This window comes from Gammaproteobacteria bacterium, from assembly GCA_013214945.1.
In the GTDB taxonomy this organism is placed as follows: Bacteria; Pseudomonadota; Gammaproteobacteria; order Enterobacterales; family Psychrobiaceae; genus Psychrobium.
In genome coordinates this window covers 1-16,314 of sequence record JABSRT010000033.1, presented here as the reverse complement: position 1 = coordinate 16,314, position 16,314 = coordinate 1, and the positions used below count along the sequence as shown (strand labels likewise).

The 16,314-nt window shown below is 42.9% G+C and carries 14 protein-coding genes; 11 read left to right on the top strand and 3 right to left on the bottom strand.

Annotated features, from left to right (window positions below):
- Positions 1-6: 6 nt before the first annotated feature.
- From HRU23_18680 to HRU23_18635, 10 genes are all read left to right on the top strand, one after another.
- Complete coding sequence (locus HRU23_18680) at positions 7-1,464, top strand: type II and III secretion system protein family protein (GenBank protein ID NRA56171.1); 1,458 nt, start codon at positions 7-9, stop codon at positions 1,462-1,464.
- A gap of 18 nt (positions 1,465-1,482) precedes the next feature.
- Complete coding sequence (locus HRU23_18675) at positions 1,483-1,770, top strand: hypothetical protein (protein ID NRA56170.1); 288 nt, start codon at positions 1,483-1,485, stop codon at positions 1,768-1,770.
- Between the two features lie 30 nt (positions 1,771-1,800).
- Entirely contained in the window at positions 1,801-3,093 is a 1,293-nt protein-coding gene (locus tag HRU23_18670) for a hypothetical protein (GenBank protein ID NRA56169.1), read from the top strand.
- An 80-nt stretch (positions 3,094-3,173) separates the two neighbouring features.
- Positions 3,174-3,569 (top strand): pilus assembly protein, encoded by a 396-nt coding sequence (locus tag HRU23_18665; GenBank protein NRA56168.1) that lies wholly within the window; start codon positions 3,174-3,176, stop codon positions 3,567-3,569.
- Complete coding sequence (locus tag HRU23_18660; GenBank protein ID NRA56167.1) at positions 3,566-4,027, top strand: pilus assembly protein; 462 nt, start codon at positions 3,566-3,568, stop codon at positions 4,025-4,027. The genes HRU23_18665 and HRU23_18660 overlap by 4 nt, the downstream gene beginning before the upstream one ends.
- Before the next feature lie 19 nt (positions 4,028-4,046).
- A complete protein-coding gene (locus tag HRU23_18655; protein NRA56166.1) occupies positions 4,047-5,309 on the top strand; it encodes a P-loop NTPase in 1,263 nt (420 codons plus the stop codon).
- Between the two features lie 3 nt (positions 5,310-5,312).
- A complete protein-coding gene (locus HRU23_18650) occupies positions 5,313-6,641 on the top strand; it encodes a CpaF family protein (GenBank protein ID NRA56165.1) in 1,329 nt (442 codons plus the stop codon).
- Positions 6,642-6,652: 11 nt separating this feature from the next.
- Positions 6,653-7,630 (top strand): type II secretion system F family protein, encoded by a 978-nt coding sequence (locus tag HRU23_18645; protein NRA56164.1) that lies wholly within the window; start codon positions 6,653-6,655, stop codon positions 7,628-7,630.
- 2 nt (positions 7,631-7,632) lie between these two features.
- A complete protein-coding gene (locus tag HRU23_18640) occupies positions 7,633-8,604 on the top strand; it encodes a type II secretion system F family protein (GenBank protein NRA56163.1) in 972 nt (323 codons plus the stop codon).
- Between the two features lie 94 nt (positions 8,605-8,698).
- Entirely contained in the window at positions 8,699-9,730 is a 1,032-nt protein-coding gene (locus HRU23_18635; GenBank protein ID NRA56162.1) for a tetratricopeptide repeat protein, read from the top strand.
- 12 nt (positions 9,731-9,742) lie between these two features.
- On the opposite strand, the gene HRU23_18630 is transcribed toward HRU23_18635, so the two are convergent.
- Both HRU23_18630 and HRU23_18625 read right to left on the bottom strand, forming a co-directional pair.
- Positions 9,743-9,952, bottom strand: a complete 210-nt coding sequence (locus HRU23_18630; GenBank protein NRA56161.1) for a hypothetical protein — start codon at positions 9,950-9,952, stop codon at positions 9,743-9,745.
- A gap of 602 nt (positions 9,953-10,554) precedes the next feature.
- Positions 10,555-11,331 carry a transporter substrate-binding domain-containing protein gene (locus tag HRU23_18625; protein ID NRA56160.1) on the bottom strand — a complete coding sequence of 259 codons (777 nt, stop codon included), beginning with the start codon at positions 11,329-11,331 and terminating at the stop codon, positions 10,555-10,557.
- Between the two features lie 1,016 nt (positions 11,332-12,347).
- Between HRU23_18625 and HRU23_18620 the strand changes: the two genes are divergently transcribed.
- Complete coding sequence (locus HRU23_18620) at positions 12,348-12,521, top strand: hypothetical protein (GenBank protein NRA56159.1); 174 nt, start codon at positions 12,348-12,350, stop codon at positions 12,519-12,521.
- A 1,874-nt stretch (positions 12,522-14,395) separates the two neighbouring features.
- Here the strand turns inward: HRU23_18620 and ltrA are convergent.
- Complete coding sequence (ltrA, locus tag HRU23_18615; GenBank protein ID NRA56158.1) at positions 14,396-15,685, bottom strand: group II intron reverse transcriptase/maturase; 1,290 nt, start codon at positions 15,683-15,685, stop codon at positions 14,396-14,398.
- Positions 15,686-16,314 lie beyond the last annotated feature (629 nt).

Here is a 16,314-nt window from a genome sequence, read left to right as displayed (position 1 = left end):
TGGTTCATGAAAGTAGGGTGTATATTGATGATATGGGGTCTTACCCTCTTTAGTTCCTTTGCGGTAGCTGGAGGGCCGACAGGCATCCATAATGAGATCAAGTTAATCCCGATCTTTAAATCACGTAACATAGTGCTCGCGCGCGCGTTACATCGGATATCAATTGGCAATCCGGAAATTGCCGATATTAAGTTATTGCCCAATAACCAGCTGTATATTTTAGGCAAGCGCTTGGGCAGCACCAATATCATGGCCTGGGATACTAAAGATCGGTTAATCGATGTGATTGACATTGAGGTCACCCATGACTTGAATGGTTTAAAGCGCAGGTTGCATCAGTTTCTGCCGCAACAAAAACTGGCAGTTCAGACTTCTCAAGGCCAGTTGGTGATAAGTGGTGAAACTTCAAGTTTAAAAAAAATGAATACCGCGGTCGAGTTGGCTCAGGGTTATTCTGATGCCGCTACGGTTGGCAAGTACAAAAGTTCGGTTTTAAACATGATGTCAATTGGTGGCGGTCACCAGGTAATGCTTGAGGTGGTGATCGCCGAAATTCAGCGTGATGTCGCGCGGCAGTTCGACGTTGACTTTTTCATCTTTAACAACAGTTCTAAGCTTTCTGGTGGCATTGCCTCCGGTGAATTTAGCTCCAGCACGGGTTTAGATGTCACGCTAGACAACCGCGGTTTCTTTGCGCAGTACGCCAATAGTAATCTGCTGATGAACTTTGCGTTCGACATTGCCAAGCAAAATGGCTTGGCCAAGGTGTTGGCTGAACCGACCTTAACCGCGCTAAGTGGCCAACAAGCAGAGTTTTTGTCCGGTGGAGAATTTCCCATTCCGGTGCCGAGCGACGATGGCACCACGATTAAATTCAGAGACTTTGGGGTTGGCGTTAAGTTTGTGCCTACGGTGCTTGATTCTGGCCAAATAAATTTAAATTTAAATGTCATGGTCAGTGAACTCAGTAATGCCAATTCTATTATTTTAAACGCCCAAAATAACGGCACCAGCTCTAATGCTTTGCTGGTGCCATCTATAGTGAAACGTACCACCGCGACCACGGTTGAACTGGCAGACGGTCAAACGATCGCGATTAGTGGCTTAATCAGTGACAGTTTGCGTGAAAATGTCGATCAAATTCCAGGCCTGGGAGATATCCCTATTTTGGGCCAGCTATTTAAAAGCCAAAGCTTTCGCAGTGGTCAAACTGAATTAGTCATTTTGGTGACGCCGCGTTTGGTTAGGCCGTTTAATAAAAAGGATATTAGCTTGCCAACCGATGGTTTTGTTACACCGTCCGATGTTGAATTTTATCTGCTGGGTAAACTGTCTGCCAAAAAATCTAATGCTAAGCCCAATAGTATGCCACCAACGTCAAAGCCATTATCAAAGCCATCATCTAAGCCACTGATGGCCATTGATGATGGCGGCATGACCCAAAAATATGGCCATTCACTTTAACAAGCGGAGAGTAATCACATGTTGAACTTGAGTAACAAAAACATCACGCGCGCGATCTTGTTGTCACTCGCGGCTACTGGCTTGACCACCGGGTGCAGTCAGCTGCACCAATTTACCCTGGGCCAGAGCTATCAGCAGGTCAGCGAAATACAAATACTCGACCCACAGGCGCCAGGTCGTAACGAGGGCATCGTGTTATCGCTCGATGGTAATTATGGCTACGCCGTGACTAATGCTTACCGTAAAAGTAATAGCTTGCCGCAAACCGCCAGAGGTAAGTTAACCATGATCGAAATTGGTAAATAATAGTTAGTTAATTGCAGATAAGGGGCACTGATGAATAAATTAAACTGTCGCACAATGTTGCCTGCACCTCATCAAATTTGCCGTCAGTCGGGCGCTATTTTAATTATGTTTACGATTGGCTTATTTGCATTACTGGCGGTTGCAGCATTAGCCATTGATGGCAGTCACCTATTACTCAGTAAAAGTCGGTTGCAAAATATCGTTGATTCGTCAGCGTTAAATTCTGCTAAAACCCTAACCGAGGGCGGTTCACTTTATGATTCGCGCCAAGCTGCCATTGTATTACTACAACAAAATTTAGCCTTTGCTCAAAATCACGAATTAAGTGCGGGCATCGATGTCGCAGCAACAGATTTTAATAATACTCAGGTAACGAGCAACATAGTGATCGAGTTTTCGCAGTTGCCCGATCCCTTTGTGCCTATTTTGGACGAAGACAGTGAATATGTCAGGGTTATCGTAGAAAGTGTCAGTTTAAATAATTTTGTCGCCGACCTTTTTAGTTTTAATAAAGTCGTCAGAGCATCGGCCGTGGCCGGGCGCAGTACCGACATTGCCTGTAACAGCAAATTGATCCCGATGATGGTCTGTGCCGAGCAGTTACCCGACAACAGTTATGTCGCGCCCCCAACATTAGAGCTTTATGTGATGAAAATAGGATCCAAGCAAAATGATACGTTGGGCCCAGGTAATTTTCAGCTGCTCGATTTAGGGGTTAGTCACAGCGATACCACACTTAAAGAAGCCTTGGCCGGTGGGTATAGCGCAGAGGTCTGTGTAAACCCCGGTGATACCGTTGATACCATGCCCGGTAATAAAGTCGGCCCGGTGGCTGCGGGTCTCAATATGCGCTTGGGTATTGCGACTCCAGGCCAAGGTAATATGAGTGAAGAGACTTACCCACCCGATATTAATACCTGCGTTGGCACACCGATTGTACCGGATCAAGACAGTAACATTCCTACCGGCAGTGAAGACGGCGCTTATCGTTTTAGCGCTTATGAGCATTCGTTGACGGGTCTAGTCGATCAATGCTTAAGCGGTGAAGCAAATTTTATTGGTGGTGTTAGCAGTCGACGTGAAATGGAAGTGGTGATAGGGATATGTGATGGCACCACTAATGGTGCCAATACGGTTGAAGTTGTTACTACTGGTTGCTTCTTTTTAACCCAAGAGGTTTTACACCAGGGTAATAATGCCTACGTTATTGGCGAGTACGCCGCTAGTTGTGCCGGCGCGGGGCATGCCTCGCTCGATCCAACGTTAGAGAGTTTTAGCAATACCATTGTGCTATTTCGTGATCCTGACAGCCCTGACTCTTAAAATAGAATAAGGAGAATAAGGTGAATTTCAATCAGCAAAAAGGCATCGCCATTGTTGAATTTACCCTGGTATTGCCGGTGATGCTGCTGCTAATTTACGCGACAGCTGAATTTAGCCGAGTGCTTTACCAATATAACTTGCTGACCCAGTTAACCCGTGACGCTGGCCGGTATATTTCGTTAGCGGGTCACGCGATCCCAGATACAACAGGGGTGGTTGATCTCACCGATGAGATCAAAACAGAAACCCGAAACATCTTGCTATATGGCACGCGATTTAGTGGCAGTACGCCACTGTTAGATGGCCTAAACGTGGCAGATATATCAATTACCGAGGTTGGGGCCGGCATTATCGTGATTAGCGTTAGTTATGACTGGAGCCCGATTGTCGGTGATGTTATGCCTACCTTTGGTTTCGGCGCAGATATCGACTTAAGTTTTAACCTTAATACTGCTTATGCTGTGAGGGCAATATGAGAGCTCAACGCGGTGTTTTTGCGGTCGAATTTGCCATTATTAGTAGTATTTTTATGGTGCTGTTATTTGCCATTATTGAGTTGGGTCGGTTGTATTTTACTTACAATGCGCTTTATGAAGTGTCGCGTCGCGCAGCCAGGCTTGCGGTAGTGTGCCAAGTGGGCGACCCAGACATAAACACCATGGCGCGGTTCAATGGCACCGATATTGTGCCAAATCTCGTTGATAGCAATATCATTATTAGTTATCACCAAGACACCGGTGTGGTCGCAATTGGCAGCGATATTGCGCTGGTTCGGGCGCGAGTTGTCAACTATCAACATCAATTTTTAGTACCAGGGTTAATGATGACCCTCAACTTTGCCGATTTCATCACCGTGTTGCCCCGGGAAAGTTTAGGGGTATTTAAGGTCGATGACGATGCACCCGCAGGGGCCGGTTTTACTGACTGCAGCTAAGTTTAGATAAGGAAACACCATGAACAAGTCACTTGAGTTATTCATTGCTGAGGCCAACCCGCAAGGTGTAAACAGTCAAATTGTTGAGGCAACGGCAGACGATGTTTTTATGCCTTGTGCCATGCAAGCACTGCTTATTAATTGTCAATCCGACGCGCTGCCCGGCGTGGAACGTGAACTTGCAGGGGCCCGAAATTTCAGTTGGCATAATGTCAGTTATGCTGACGCAACGAGTCAGCAGCAATCAGGGCGAACCCATTACGATATTCTGTTGTTGCTGTTACCCCATGATGAAGCCCAAGCTGTTGAGGCATTAAGCTATGCGGCCAGTTATGGCATTGCGACTATCTTGTTAGGGCAAGATACCTCACAAGGCGTGCTAAGACGGGCCTTTCAGCAAGGGGTTTGTGATTTCATATCGCTGGACGCCCCTAAAGGGCAATTGCTCGAGGCGATTAGCCATATTGCTAGCCAAGTTGCTAAAAAGGCAAAATTGGCCCCCCTTATCGCTGTAATCAATGGTAAGGGGGGCTCAGGTGCTAGTTTTATTGCGACCAGTCTGGCCGATATTGTCGCCGCAAGAGCAAGCGATGAAGTTGCCCTAATCGATTCCGATTTACATTGTGGCACGCTCGCCCACATGCTGGGGCTCAATCCTAGCTTCTATATTACCGATGCTTTGCTCAGTCTTGAACAACTTGATGCGGTCGCCTTAAAAAGCGTGATGACGAAAAAGAACCAGCTTCATTTACTCGCGGCACAGTCGTTTTCCTTGCTTAATAGTCAAGTAAATATCGAACCAGACCAGTTCAAGCAATTATTGCTCAAGTGTCGAAAACATTATCGACAGGTGATCATTGATCTTTCTCGTGGCCCAGAGCAATGGAATTTATCGGTGCTTGAAGACGCCGAAATATTACTGGTACTGCAACAAAATGTGATCAGTATTAGAGAAACCAAGGCGCTGATCACCCAGCTGGTTGGCAATTTAGGATTAGACCGGCAGCGGATCCATATCTTGGTAAACCGTTATCAAAAACGCGGCGTCGACATTAGCATTAGTGATATTAAGGAGGCAACCGGCATTGATTCTGTGTGGACGGTCGGCAACGACTTTAAAGTCGCCAATCAATGTACGGACCTTGGCGTAGCTATTACGGGAGTGGTCCGGCGTGGCCGCATGCTCAGTGACTTACAAAAGATAGCTAGCAACTTTCTTCCGCCATCACCAGCGGCCAACAAAGCTACTTCAAGCATTTGGTCGCGACTATTTGGGGCATAAGTTATGGAAAATCAGCAGCACAACGACATAGTTTCGGACCAGCTCTCGCTGACCAAAGAAGAACTTGAAATTAAAGAACAACTGTACGATAAGTTACTGAACGCGTTAGATCTGTCGCTTATCGAAACAATTTCTAAGGAACAGGCGCGGCAACAAATTAGTGATATTTGCCTACAACTAATCAACGAATTGCATTTGCCAATCAATTTAACCGCTCGCCAGCGCTTAATTCAATTGATTATTGATGAAGTATTAGGTTTGGGCCCCTTAGAGACATTATTGGCCGATCCCACGATTTCAGATATTTTAGTCAACGGTTTTGACCATGTTTACATTGAACGCCATGGCAAATTAGAACGCGTAGCAGTGAAGTTTCATAGCAATGCACACTTACTCAATATCATTGATCGCATTGTGTCGAGTGTTGGGCGCCGAATTGATGAATCATCGCCGATGGTCGATGCCCGGCTGCAAGACGGTTCTCGCGTTAACGCAATTATTCCACCACTGGCATTAGACGGCCCTTGCTTATCAATTAGGCGCTTCGCAGTCGATAAACTTAAAGCTCAGCAGCTGATTAAACTCGGCTCTATTAGTGCCGACATGATCGAAGTGCTCAAGGGTGCCGTGCAAGGCAAGCTTAATATTCTGGTTTCTGGCGGGACCGGCAGTGGCAAAACAACCTTGCTTAATTTGTTGTCTGGCTATATCCCCAATGATGAAAGAATCGTCACTATTGAAGACTCAGCAGAATTGCAGCTACAGCAAAGCCACACTGTTCGATTAGAAACCCGGCCACCAAATATTGAAGGAAATGGCGAAATCAGCCAACGAGATTTAGTCAAAAACTGCCTGCGCATGCGCCCAGATCGCATTGTAATAGGCGAGGTCAGAGGCGGCGAAGCACTAGATATGTTATCGGCTATGAACACCGGCCACGAAGGCTCGTTAACCACGTTACATGCCAACAGCCCGCGTGATGCGCTAGGGCGGTTGGAGTATATGGTCTGCATGTCTGGGTTTGATATGCCAGTGAGCAATATTAGGATTCAAATTGCTTCAGCGATTGATCTGGTGGTGCAACTGAGCCGCCAAGAAGATGGCCGACGCCGGATCACCAGTATTCAAGAAATAAATGGCATGGAAGGCGACATTATTACCATGTCAGAAATATTTTGCTATACCCGAGAAGGTAAAGACAGCGATGGCAATATTCTTGGCCGATTTGATGCAACCGGGGTAATCCCGGGGTTTCATGGCAAGCTCAAAATGCAGGGCATTGATTTACCCTACGAGCTATTTAATTGTGCTAACGATTTCGATGACTATTAGGAGAATTTATTATGGTGTCAAATGAGCTGATTTTTCTCGGACTAATCTTCATTGCGGTGATTTTTTTATCACAGGCACTGTTTTTACCTGTTTACAATCCACAACGGGCCAAAACGGCGCTGGTGCGGCAACGGCTTAAAAAATTGAGTATTGCAGAGGGTGATAATGGTCAACAAATTTCATTATTGCGTAAAAGTCGTTTAGACAAATTGGGGGCTGTTGGCCAGTCGCTCGAGAAAGTCAAGCTAATAGAAAACCTAAGCTATCGATTAGAACTGGCTGACTATCAGTTAATGGGGCATAAATATTTGCTGTTAGCGCTAATTAGCGCGTTAGTTGGAGTGATCATTGGTTGGTATCTTGTTCACCATTGGCTCGTTTGTCTGTTGATTGGGGTGTCGGTCATTTTGTTGTTCAGATTTAAGCTTAACTATGACACCAATAAGCGGATGGAACTGATCGAGGCGAGCTTTCCCGACGCGCTCGATGTTCTGCGCCGAGCACTGCAAGCGGGTTACGCTTTTTCTGATGCGATCAAACTCATTACCCAAGAAATGGAAGGGCCACTCGCTAAGGAGTTTAGCCTAATGTTTGCCAACCTAAATTATAGTAAAAGCACTAAACGGGCGTTGTTGGCATTTATTGAGCGAGTACCGAGCATTACCGCGATGGCCTTTGCGAGTGCGGTAATGGTGCAAAAAGAAACGGGCGGTAATTTGGCTGAAAATATCGATAATTTAAATCGGGTTATTCGGCTGCGATTCAAGTTTAGACGCCGGGTCAGAACACTGTCGGCAGAAGGGCGGTTATCGGCTTGGATCTTAATGTTAATGCCGTTTGTTTTATTTGCGATTATTCATTTGCAAAGCCCTGGTTATGTCGCGGAATTAACTGGCACACCACAAGGGTTAAAATTATTAATGTGGGGAGGCCTCGGCATGTTGATTGGTGGCTTCTGGCTTAGTAAAATAATTAAGATAGAGATGTAACTATGGACTATTTAACCAGTTTACTGAATATAATATTGAATGACCCACAGTATTTTCAGTGGGCAATCTACTTGATTGCTGGCTTAACTGGAGTGACGTTGGCGATTGCCATCTCATTGCTAGTTTCTGGTGCTTATTCGCCATTGAAATCACGACTTGAAGTGATCAAACATGAGGGCTCGACAACTCATCATCATCAGCAGCAAGAAGTATTGAGTACTCTTGAGCACGGCTTAGATCAGGCCGCCAAAAAGCCCCTGTTTAAATTCTCTAACGAAACAACTCGCAAGTTAATGATCCATGCCGGGTTTCACTCTGAAAATGCGCTGGCTTTATTTAATGGAATTCGACTAATGGCACTGCTGGTTGCCGGGTTAGCCTCGTTCTTTGCCTTTAGGTTGTTGCCCGACTTATCGAACCTTGTCACTTTGTATTTGTTTGCGCTGTTTTTCGGATTAGCCTTCATGCTCCCCACTATGGTGCTGCGATATTTTGCTAATAGCCGAATGAAAATGCTCAGACTTGGCTTTCCTGATGCACTAGATTTGTTGGTGGTCTGTTGTGAAGCGGGTTTGGGACTATTAGCCGCAATCCAGCGCGTAGCCAAGGAGTTGGCAATTAGTCACGAAGATTTGGCCAGCGAACTCGATTTAGTGTGCTCAAAGGTACGAGCGGGGTTAACGGTAAAAGTAGCATTAGACGAGTTTATTAGCCGAACCGGGCTTGAGGATATTAAAGGTTTGAATTCGGCGATATCGCAAAGTATTCGTTTGGGCACGGGCATTGCGCAAACACTGAGGGTATTTTCAGATGAATATCGTGACAAAAGGCTGCAAGCTGCCGAAGAACAAGCGGCTAAATTAGCCGTTAAAATGATATTTCCAATGATGGGCTGCATCTGGCCATCGTTCTTTATTGTTGCGGTTGGGCCCGCGATCCTTAAAGTAATGAGTGTGTGGGACAAGGCATTTTAGTTGCAGTAACAACAAGTAATCATCGCAGACGCAAGTAACATAAGAATTAATCAGTATAAGAACCAATATAAGCACTTATATAAGGACATTTACTATGAACATACAACGCACGGGATGCCGCTTTAACCTGTCACCAGTATTAATACTGTTAATAACACTGTTTAGTGTTGGCTGCTCAACTATTCCACCCACGCAGAAGAGCCAAGCGGGACTTAGTCGAGCGGATTTGTACGAGGGTCGTGCACCGATTACCATTAATCAAAACAAGGTGCCGGCTAATGAACAACAAGCGATAAGCCAGGCACAGGCCGCCCAAAAATTTCAAAAATTAGACACTGCACTTTATTGTTATATTCAAGCCTTGGAATTTAACCCTGACAATGCCCAAACCCTGTTTCAGATAGGTCAGATCCATGGTTTTCGTGACAATAAAAAAATGGCAATTAAAGCCTATCTAGAGACTGTGGCACTTGCCCCAAATATGGGCGTGGCCCATAGCGCACTTGGCGTGTTAGCGATGAACAGTCGCCAATACCAATTAGCGACTGTTCACCTTAATCAAGCAGTGACCCTCGATCAGTTACGTTTGAACAATACTAGGAAAAAAATTGAACACCTTGAATTCATCGCGCTTGACCAATCTTCGCCAATGCGTGCCTATAACGCGTTGGCCGTGGTTGAAGACTTGGCACAACGTCATTCAACAGCCAGAATCTATTTTAAACTCGCGCTCAAACAACAGCCACGCTCGCCATTGTTAGCAACAAATTTAGGTTATTCATTATATCTTAGTGGTCAATATAATTTGGCTGAGCGTTACCTTAAACAAGCCATTGAGTACTCGCCTACTTTTGAGCGAGCATGGACTAACCTAGGGTTAGTTTATGCCCGAAAGGGCCAATATAACCAAGCACTGATGAGCTTTGAGCAGGTAATGTCGCCGGCAGAAGCATTAAACGATTTAGGATATTATTTATTGCTAGAGCGTAAATATACCCAGGCAATTGAGTTATTTAGACGGGCTATCGACAGTTCTTCACAGTATTTTGAGCAAGCGAATAAAAACTTAAAACGCGCAACGTTGAGTAATAGGGCACTTGTAAATGCTAAGGCGGGCAAATCTTAATAACGATCGGGATTAAATAAACCAGCGGTTAAGTAACTGTAACCAGCTTATTAACCACGCGGCCACAAACGAATGCGTTTGTGGCCGCGTGGTAGTTGTGGCTTGTTCGCAGTGCGTTGAAGAAAGTGACTTGGCACTGTTTTGTTGTGCCTGACTCAACGTTTTTTTGCTATCGGCTGCATTCGCTGTTGCAGTAAACCTAGCCCGAGTTGCTGGACTCATACTGACCAACAATCCTGACTTATTCGGTTTGTTGGCGACGCGTCGATGTGATCTCTTTACGCTACTGCACATATAAAGCCTCAAATAATAGCCTGCACCATAATATAGACAGGAGTAGCGCAGGATAAATTTCAATTTTAATAAAAATCCTCACAGCATCAAAGTACAGGACTGTATAACATCGGCAACCGTAGCCATTGCTGATGAAAAAATTAGCAGGCAAGCTGTTAACGGCAATAAAAGAATAGGGCACTTGGCGCAAAATTGTCCAACATCCATAGAAACTGGGATAAATCCCGATTAAAAGTCACCTTTTTGCGGAGGCGTAATTTATACTGTACAAAAACACAGTGATAATTACACTCCCGTAAAACTGGCACTTTTAGCCGATTATTTGATCAAAAAACCAATATATCCAATAAAACGGCTGTTTTTACATGACGCTCCGTGCAATCTGAAGCTGTAATCAGCATGCTTGTAAGTAGAATTAAGCAAGCGACATAAAAATATCAACGTTAAAAGTGGGCACAGCGATTGAGGCGGGGGTTTGAGTTGATATGGAACCTGTGATCAATACGGATAACTGTTGAGAAATTGTGATTTCAACGCAAGTTTGCTGCCTTATCCTGTAGTCGTTGCATGGTGCCATCTGCCTGCATTTCTAGCATAACCGTGTTTATTTGTTCAATAAAATTGACCGGTAGTTTATTAAGAGCTCTTCTGGAAAAAGCGACATAAGTGCTTCTGCCTGGAGCGACTGCAGGGCTGAGTTTTCTGATTTTAGTTGCCAATTCAGTTTGTTTTAAATAATAACTTGCCACAAACGCACCAAATTCAAAGGCATCGACTCTTTTATTGATCAATAATTTGATCAAGGTGTTTATATCTTCTGTGTAAGTAATATGCAATGCGCCTTGTTTCACTAATTCATCATAGCCGGGAGTCTGTGCGAAACCCCTTTTTCTGGCGATGGTTTTGTTTTTTAAATTAGTCAGTGAAAAGTTCTGCATAGGACTGCTATCTAATACAAACAAATGTTTATAAATTATAGTGAGCTGAGTATCCTTGAGGTAAAGAGCGTACTTATTCCTGCTCTCGGTATAAAAAATGCCTATCATTGCAGTGACTTGTCCTTTTTTGGTCAAATTCAGCATTCGTTTAAACGGCACTAATTTAATATTTACGGTGTAACCTGCACGGTCGAATAACTCTCTAACAATGTCGTTGTATAATCCTTGTGCTTGGTTATCTTGCATATAACTGTAAGGTCTAAAGTTTTCAATACCAACCAAATTAACGGTCAAATTTTCAGCCGCCAGCAGCCAAGACGAAGCCATTAAAGAGGTAACAACAGTTACAATTCTCAACTGTTTCAACATAAAATTACCCATATATGAAGCTGTATATAACGACACAATAGCATTATTACTAATAGATGATAAAACTAAATATGGTGGCGCTTAGTGACTTACAAATCAAAACGTCAGGTGGCTGTTTGTCGTGAGCACCAGTTCGATATAAACCATGTTAAATAGTTAGAAAAGCACTATATGCAATAAATTCATTGGCTTAAATACCAGGTTAAGGATAAAACTAATCAGGAAAATAACGCTGAAAATAGGGCGCTTGCATCAACATTTTATAAATGTCGTTAAAAGTCACCATTTAATGGAAATGCTGAAACAACAGCATAAATTCAGTACATTTAGAGTCTGAGTAACAATATACGCAATAAAACTGTTATTTTGACATGACGCTACGTGAAATCTGAAGCAGTAATCAGCATCCTAGTTAGTACAATACACATAGAAACGCTTAATAAAATTGATTTAAACCAAAAGCTAGCTTTAGAATAAGGTTTTGAGCAGCTGTAACAATCAGCGATTCTGGTTATTAGATTTAATAAAACAAATAACCAGGGCTAAGCGCGAATCATTGCGCTAAGTTGCCACTTTATTCATTCATCGTGAAAGAGTTGACAGTACCTAAAAAATTGTCGCTCGATCAACTTTTTAGGCGAGTCGTTGCCCCTAAATTTTAAAACTAAATACACTTTCTTTTCAAAATTTTCTTTTTGGTAATAAGTCTACGTTTTCTATAAAAGAATTGAATTATTATGATTAGTGGAATAACTAACGTTGTCGTTAAAAAATCTAAAGCTAAAGAGATAATCCAATCCATGGTTATGACTCCTAATATAATCGGTTAATTACCGCTATCAGACATTTTGTAGTGAAGCTATTAATCTATCGCCGCAATGTTAATTTGAACGTAGCAAGGGTACTTCCAAATGTACATATATTTATGTCTGTGTTTATATAAACATGATTGATTAGTTGCTTACTTGATTACTATCAATTAACGTTAGTATTCTATAATAAAAAAGGATTGTGTTATGGAAAACAGATTCCCATCAAGATTACTAGTTGAAGCATGGATAGAATTAGCACATCTCAATAGATCGCCTGACACACAATGTTCTGTTATTGATAAAATTAACGCTACCTTTGGAAGTATTTTAGCAGCAGAGCTCTACATAGAAATGGAAAAGCTCAAAGGAAGGAAATAAGAACATCTAATCAAAGACCAACTTCGCATGATAATTTCAAGGCGCTATGTGCCTGTAGCGAAATACACACGAAGAAAAGTTACCGATGAGCAAGCTCATATAAAACTATGAGCGGCTAGAGCGTTCAGGAAGGCATTCTCGTTATGGCGCTGGATCTCAACCTGAGTGGCGCTAATCAAAAACAGCCACTTGGAGCACACCATAATATCCTATTTAACATAATATACATTATGCGTAGTGTTATGTACTAAATAGCCAGAAGTGTAAGTTGTGTAAAACTCAACGGTTTTCAGGAATATCTCAACGTTTCAGGAATATTACAAATCGAGCCTACGTGAAATCTGAATAATTGATGTGGCCAAGTCTAGGCAGATTTCACATAGGCTCACATATATCTAAGATTTCAGCTCGGTAAATTACATGCCTAAAGTTACTTAATACCGATCAAGTAACTTTGTGTCACTGATACTAGATGCTGTTAGTAATCTCAATTACAAAACTAAGTAACTAAAATAAGTAACGTTGGAGCTTGGCTTAGTTTGATTTCATTTATCACGACATCTTACTTTAGTAATTAGCTGATGATCGTTATTGCACATGATAGCCAATTAGCATTTGCGCTGTGATGATTCGAATTGTTGTGTGAAGCTCATGAAATCCAACCAGCAAACATTACGCTTTGTCGACATACGTCGTGTCAGCTCAGTCGAATCTTAATCTAGATTGAACTGGCAGCAAGAATAACCACCATAATAGTATCAAGCTAGCCGAGATAAATGACAGATGGTTGATGTCACTGAGCAGCCATATCATTATTAACAGATATCTGACGATTGATTCTTAGCTACTACAAAGTGAATTATCAGTTTATCCATTCGTGCTCCTTGCATACAACACTGTGAACATCTCTATTATTCTTAATTAAACGCATAGGCAGACGTAAGTGACTAATCGTTGACAGCCTATTTTAAAGCGTTAAATCAATGCGCGCTCTGATGATAGAACTGCTCAGTACAGGTCAAGCAACGGATTATTGGCCTTTTACTTCAAATGCCGATAATGTTACTTATCGGCATTAAATGATTTGAAATTGAGAGTTTCAACATAACCGATTATTTGTGATTGTCATTGTTTTTGGTACCGTTAATCTCGGGTTAACTTATATTAACCCTAGATATATATTGTAAAATTCGGGTTGGAATGTTGAGTTGCTTTACGTAAAACTCGCCATTTAATTATTGGGAATAACACGATAAGCACGGACGTAAATCGCACAAAAAATGATGCTTAGCCATACCTTTGAAGCATTCTAAACATGGTCGCCCTTCTCTCGAACATCATATAAGACTGCCCCGCTGCGACTGTTATTTCGTAACATACATCCATAGTATGCGCAGTTTGTTCTGCTTTAGGCCTTCTACTGATGTTCTAAATACTACGCTTCCCTTCTTATGTAACTAGTTTATATTAAAGGGAAAGAACAAACATATCTGCTTGTTACCATAAAGCGCCCTATCCTTAATAAGTAAAAAAAATATTTTTGACGAGTGAATTCCCCCTCACCTAGCCACCATCCACATCTGATTTGTGCGCTACGATGCTGTCGTTCATGTTCATTTTTTAACACTTAGCCATGGAGCGTTTTACCGTCAGGATGTGCCCTCTTATTCGTAAAGTCTATGGTGCTATCGGGCACAAAGCGCCACAGGATTTATCGTGCCAATATTCGTTTAGGGATTAGGTTTTGTATGGGTGAACGTGTGAATATCGTGGTAGAGCGACCCATTACTGAGCCGACCCCACACAGATCCGGACGTGCGGAACTACCGCATCCGGCTCTTCAGTTATATATTCGCTCGTGTAAAACACAACACCTAGTACCAATCGACCAGCACAAATCGTTTGCTGACGCTTGGTTTCTCAATTTTGAAATATATTAGCATCTTCTTGAAATTACTCCAATTATAACTTCGCCGACCACTGCGTCTGTTCAACCATTTATACAGACTATGTAATACATAATCGTGCATGCTTGATAAACTTCTGCTGTTGTCGGGTAGTCCGAAGTAATTTACAAATCCCATGAGTTTTCGTCTTAACTGTGGCAGCCAGAGCTTCAATTTAAGCGAGCGTTTAGCTTTGATCCATTGGTAATACTCACTCAGTTTCGCCTTCTGCTTCTTCACAGCGGTTCGTCGCCTGAGCCTTGGTTTACTATTTGAATCAGTGCCCCAGTAAAATTCGAACCCTAGAAATACAAAGTGACGTTTTCGACCAACGTGAAATCGGCTAAAACGCATTAACGATGTTTTGTCTTCTGCGACGTCTAAGTTGAACTTCTTCAATCGTTTCGGTAGTACCTTATAAAAGCGTTCGGCGTCATTGGCAAATTGAAACGCACAGACAAAATCATCTGCGTAGCGGATCATCATTGCTCGTCCACGCATTGTTGGCTTTACTTTCTTTTCGAACCAGAGATCGAGCGCGTAGTGCAGATAAATATTAGCCAACACAGGGCTGATAATTCCGCCTTGTGGACTGCCACTAGATGGCTTGGTGTATACGCCATCAGGTGATTTTATCCGTGCTTTTAACCACTGGTTAATTAAGTTAAGTATAGCTTTATCATCGATGCGCTGTTTTAACATGTCCATCAGCCATTTATGATCAAGGTTATCAAAGAAGCCTTTAATATCAGCCTCGACAATGTAGCCGTAACCTTTAAATTGCAGATTTAATGTCAAACTATGTACCGCTTGATGCGCACTTTTATTCGGTCGATAACCATAACTATTGCGTAAAAAGTCTTGTTCCCAAATGCTTTGCAGGATCTGACTAACACTTTGTTGCACGAGTTTATCATCGACCGTTGGTAGACCTAGAGGTCGTAACTTGCCGTTGGATTTAGGGATAAAGATCCGCTTTATATCATTAACTCGGTAGCATTTATGCTTGAGTTGTTGACCTAAGCGATCGATATTTTCAGTTAGCGTTGCCTTGTACTTAGGCATAGTGATGCCATCGATACCAGGTTTCGCGTGTTTATTGAGTTGCCCCCAGCTTTGATACAGGCTATCAGAATTTAGTAGTCCATATAAATTCTGAAACCTGTGCTTGGAGTGGGTTTGTGCTTTAAATGCGATGGTATTAAGTGTTGTTGTCATAGTGATCCCAGCCCTACTTTGTCTGGACTATGTGGCGGCTTAATACCGGATATAACTGTCAGCTCCTTCGCCATGTACAAGGCTTTCCCCTGCTCAGACTACTATGGGCTGATCTGACTTCCAAAGGGTCATCGTTGGCTTTGCTTTTGGCTAAACGTCACTACCATCGTCCTAATGGAACACCTTTGGATCTCTCAAGTTCTCAATGCATCTCTTCATACATGCCACGGCTTGATAACTCCGCTGACTCGCCACAACCTAACCAGTACGGTTGCTTTGCATGGACTTCGATGGCGTTATAAACCTCGTCAGTCAGATCTAATATTTATCGGAGCAATACCAGCACTTCAGGGTCACGACAACCCCTATGGCCTATATAATTCTCTGTGTACGCTTCACCAATATTGTTCGCGTGATGCAGTCCTCACTGCTGAAAAGCAATCGCTAATCTCACAATCCGCCAAAGGCGCAACACTCGATACAGGTGGTTGGTTAAACCTTACCCGACAGGGACTTGCACCCTGCAAGATGCACCAAGCTTAGCTTGACGCACTAACGAGGCTGTAGAATTTATCATTCTCAGCCTAAATTTTTTATATGCGAAGACAATAATTGAGATTGTTATATTT

Coding starts and splice junctions, on each gene's coding strand:
- HRU23_18680 (NRA56171.1), top strand. CDS start 7: ATGAAAGTAGGGTGTATATTGATGATATGGGGTCTTACCCTCTTTAGT.
- HRU23_18675 (NRA56170.1), top strand. CDS start 1,483: ATGTTGAACTTGAGTAACAAAAACATCACGCGCGCGATCTTGTTGTCA.
- HRU23_18670 (NRA56169.1), top strand. CDS start 1,801: ATGAATAAATTAAACTGTCGCACAATGTTGCCTGCACCTCATCAAATT.
- HRU23_18665 (NRA56168.1), top strand. CDS start 3,174: ATGCTGCTGCTAATTTACGCGACAGCTGAATTTAGCCGAGTGCTTTAC.
- HRU23_18660 (NRA56167.1), top strand. CDS start 3,566: ATGAGAGCTCAACGCGGTGTTTTTGCGGTCGAATTTGCCATTATTAGT.
- HRU23_18655 (NRA56166.1), top strand. CDS start 4,047: ATGAACAAGTCACTTGAGTTATTCATTGCTGAGGCCAACCCGCAAGGT.
- HRU23_18650 (NRA56165.1), top strand. CDS start 5,313: ATGGAAAATCAGCAGCACAACGACATAGTTTCGGACCAGCTCTCGCTG.
- HRU23_18645 (NRA56164.1), top strand. CDS start 6,653: ATGGTGTCAAATGAGCTGATTTTTCTCGGACTAATCTTCATTGCGGTG.
- HRU23_18640 (NRA56163.1), top strand. CDS start 7,633: ATGGACTATTTAACCAGTTTACTGAATATAATATTGAATGACCCACAG.
- HRU23_18635 (NRA56162.1), top strand. CDS start 8,699: ATGAACATACAACGCACGGGATGCCGCTTTAACCTGTCACCAGTATTA.
- HRU23_18630 (NRA56161.1), bottom strand. CDS start 9,952: ATGAGTCCAGCAACTCGGGCTAGGTTTACTGCAACAGCGAATGCAGCC.
- HRU23_18625 (NRA56160.1), bottom strand. CDS start 11,331: ATGTTGAAACAGTTGAGAATTGTAACTGTTGTTACCTCTTTAATGGCT.
- HRU23_18620 (NRA56159.1), top strand. CDS start 12,348: ATGGAAAACAGATTCCCATCAAGATTACTAGTTGAAGCATGGATAGAA.
- ltrA (NRA56158.1), bottom strand. CDS start 15,685: ATGACAACAACACTTAATACCATCGCATTTAAAGCACAAACCCACTCC.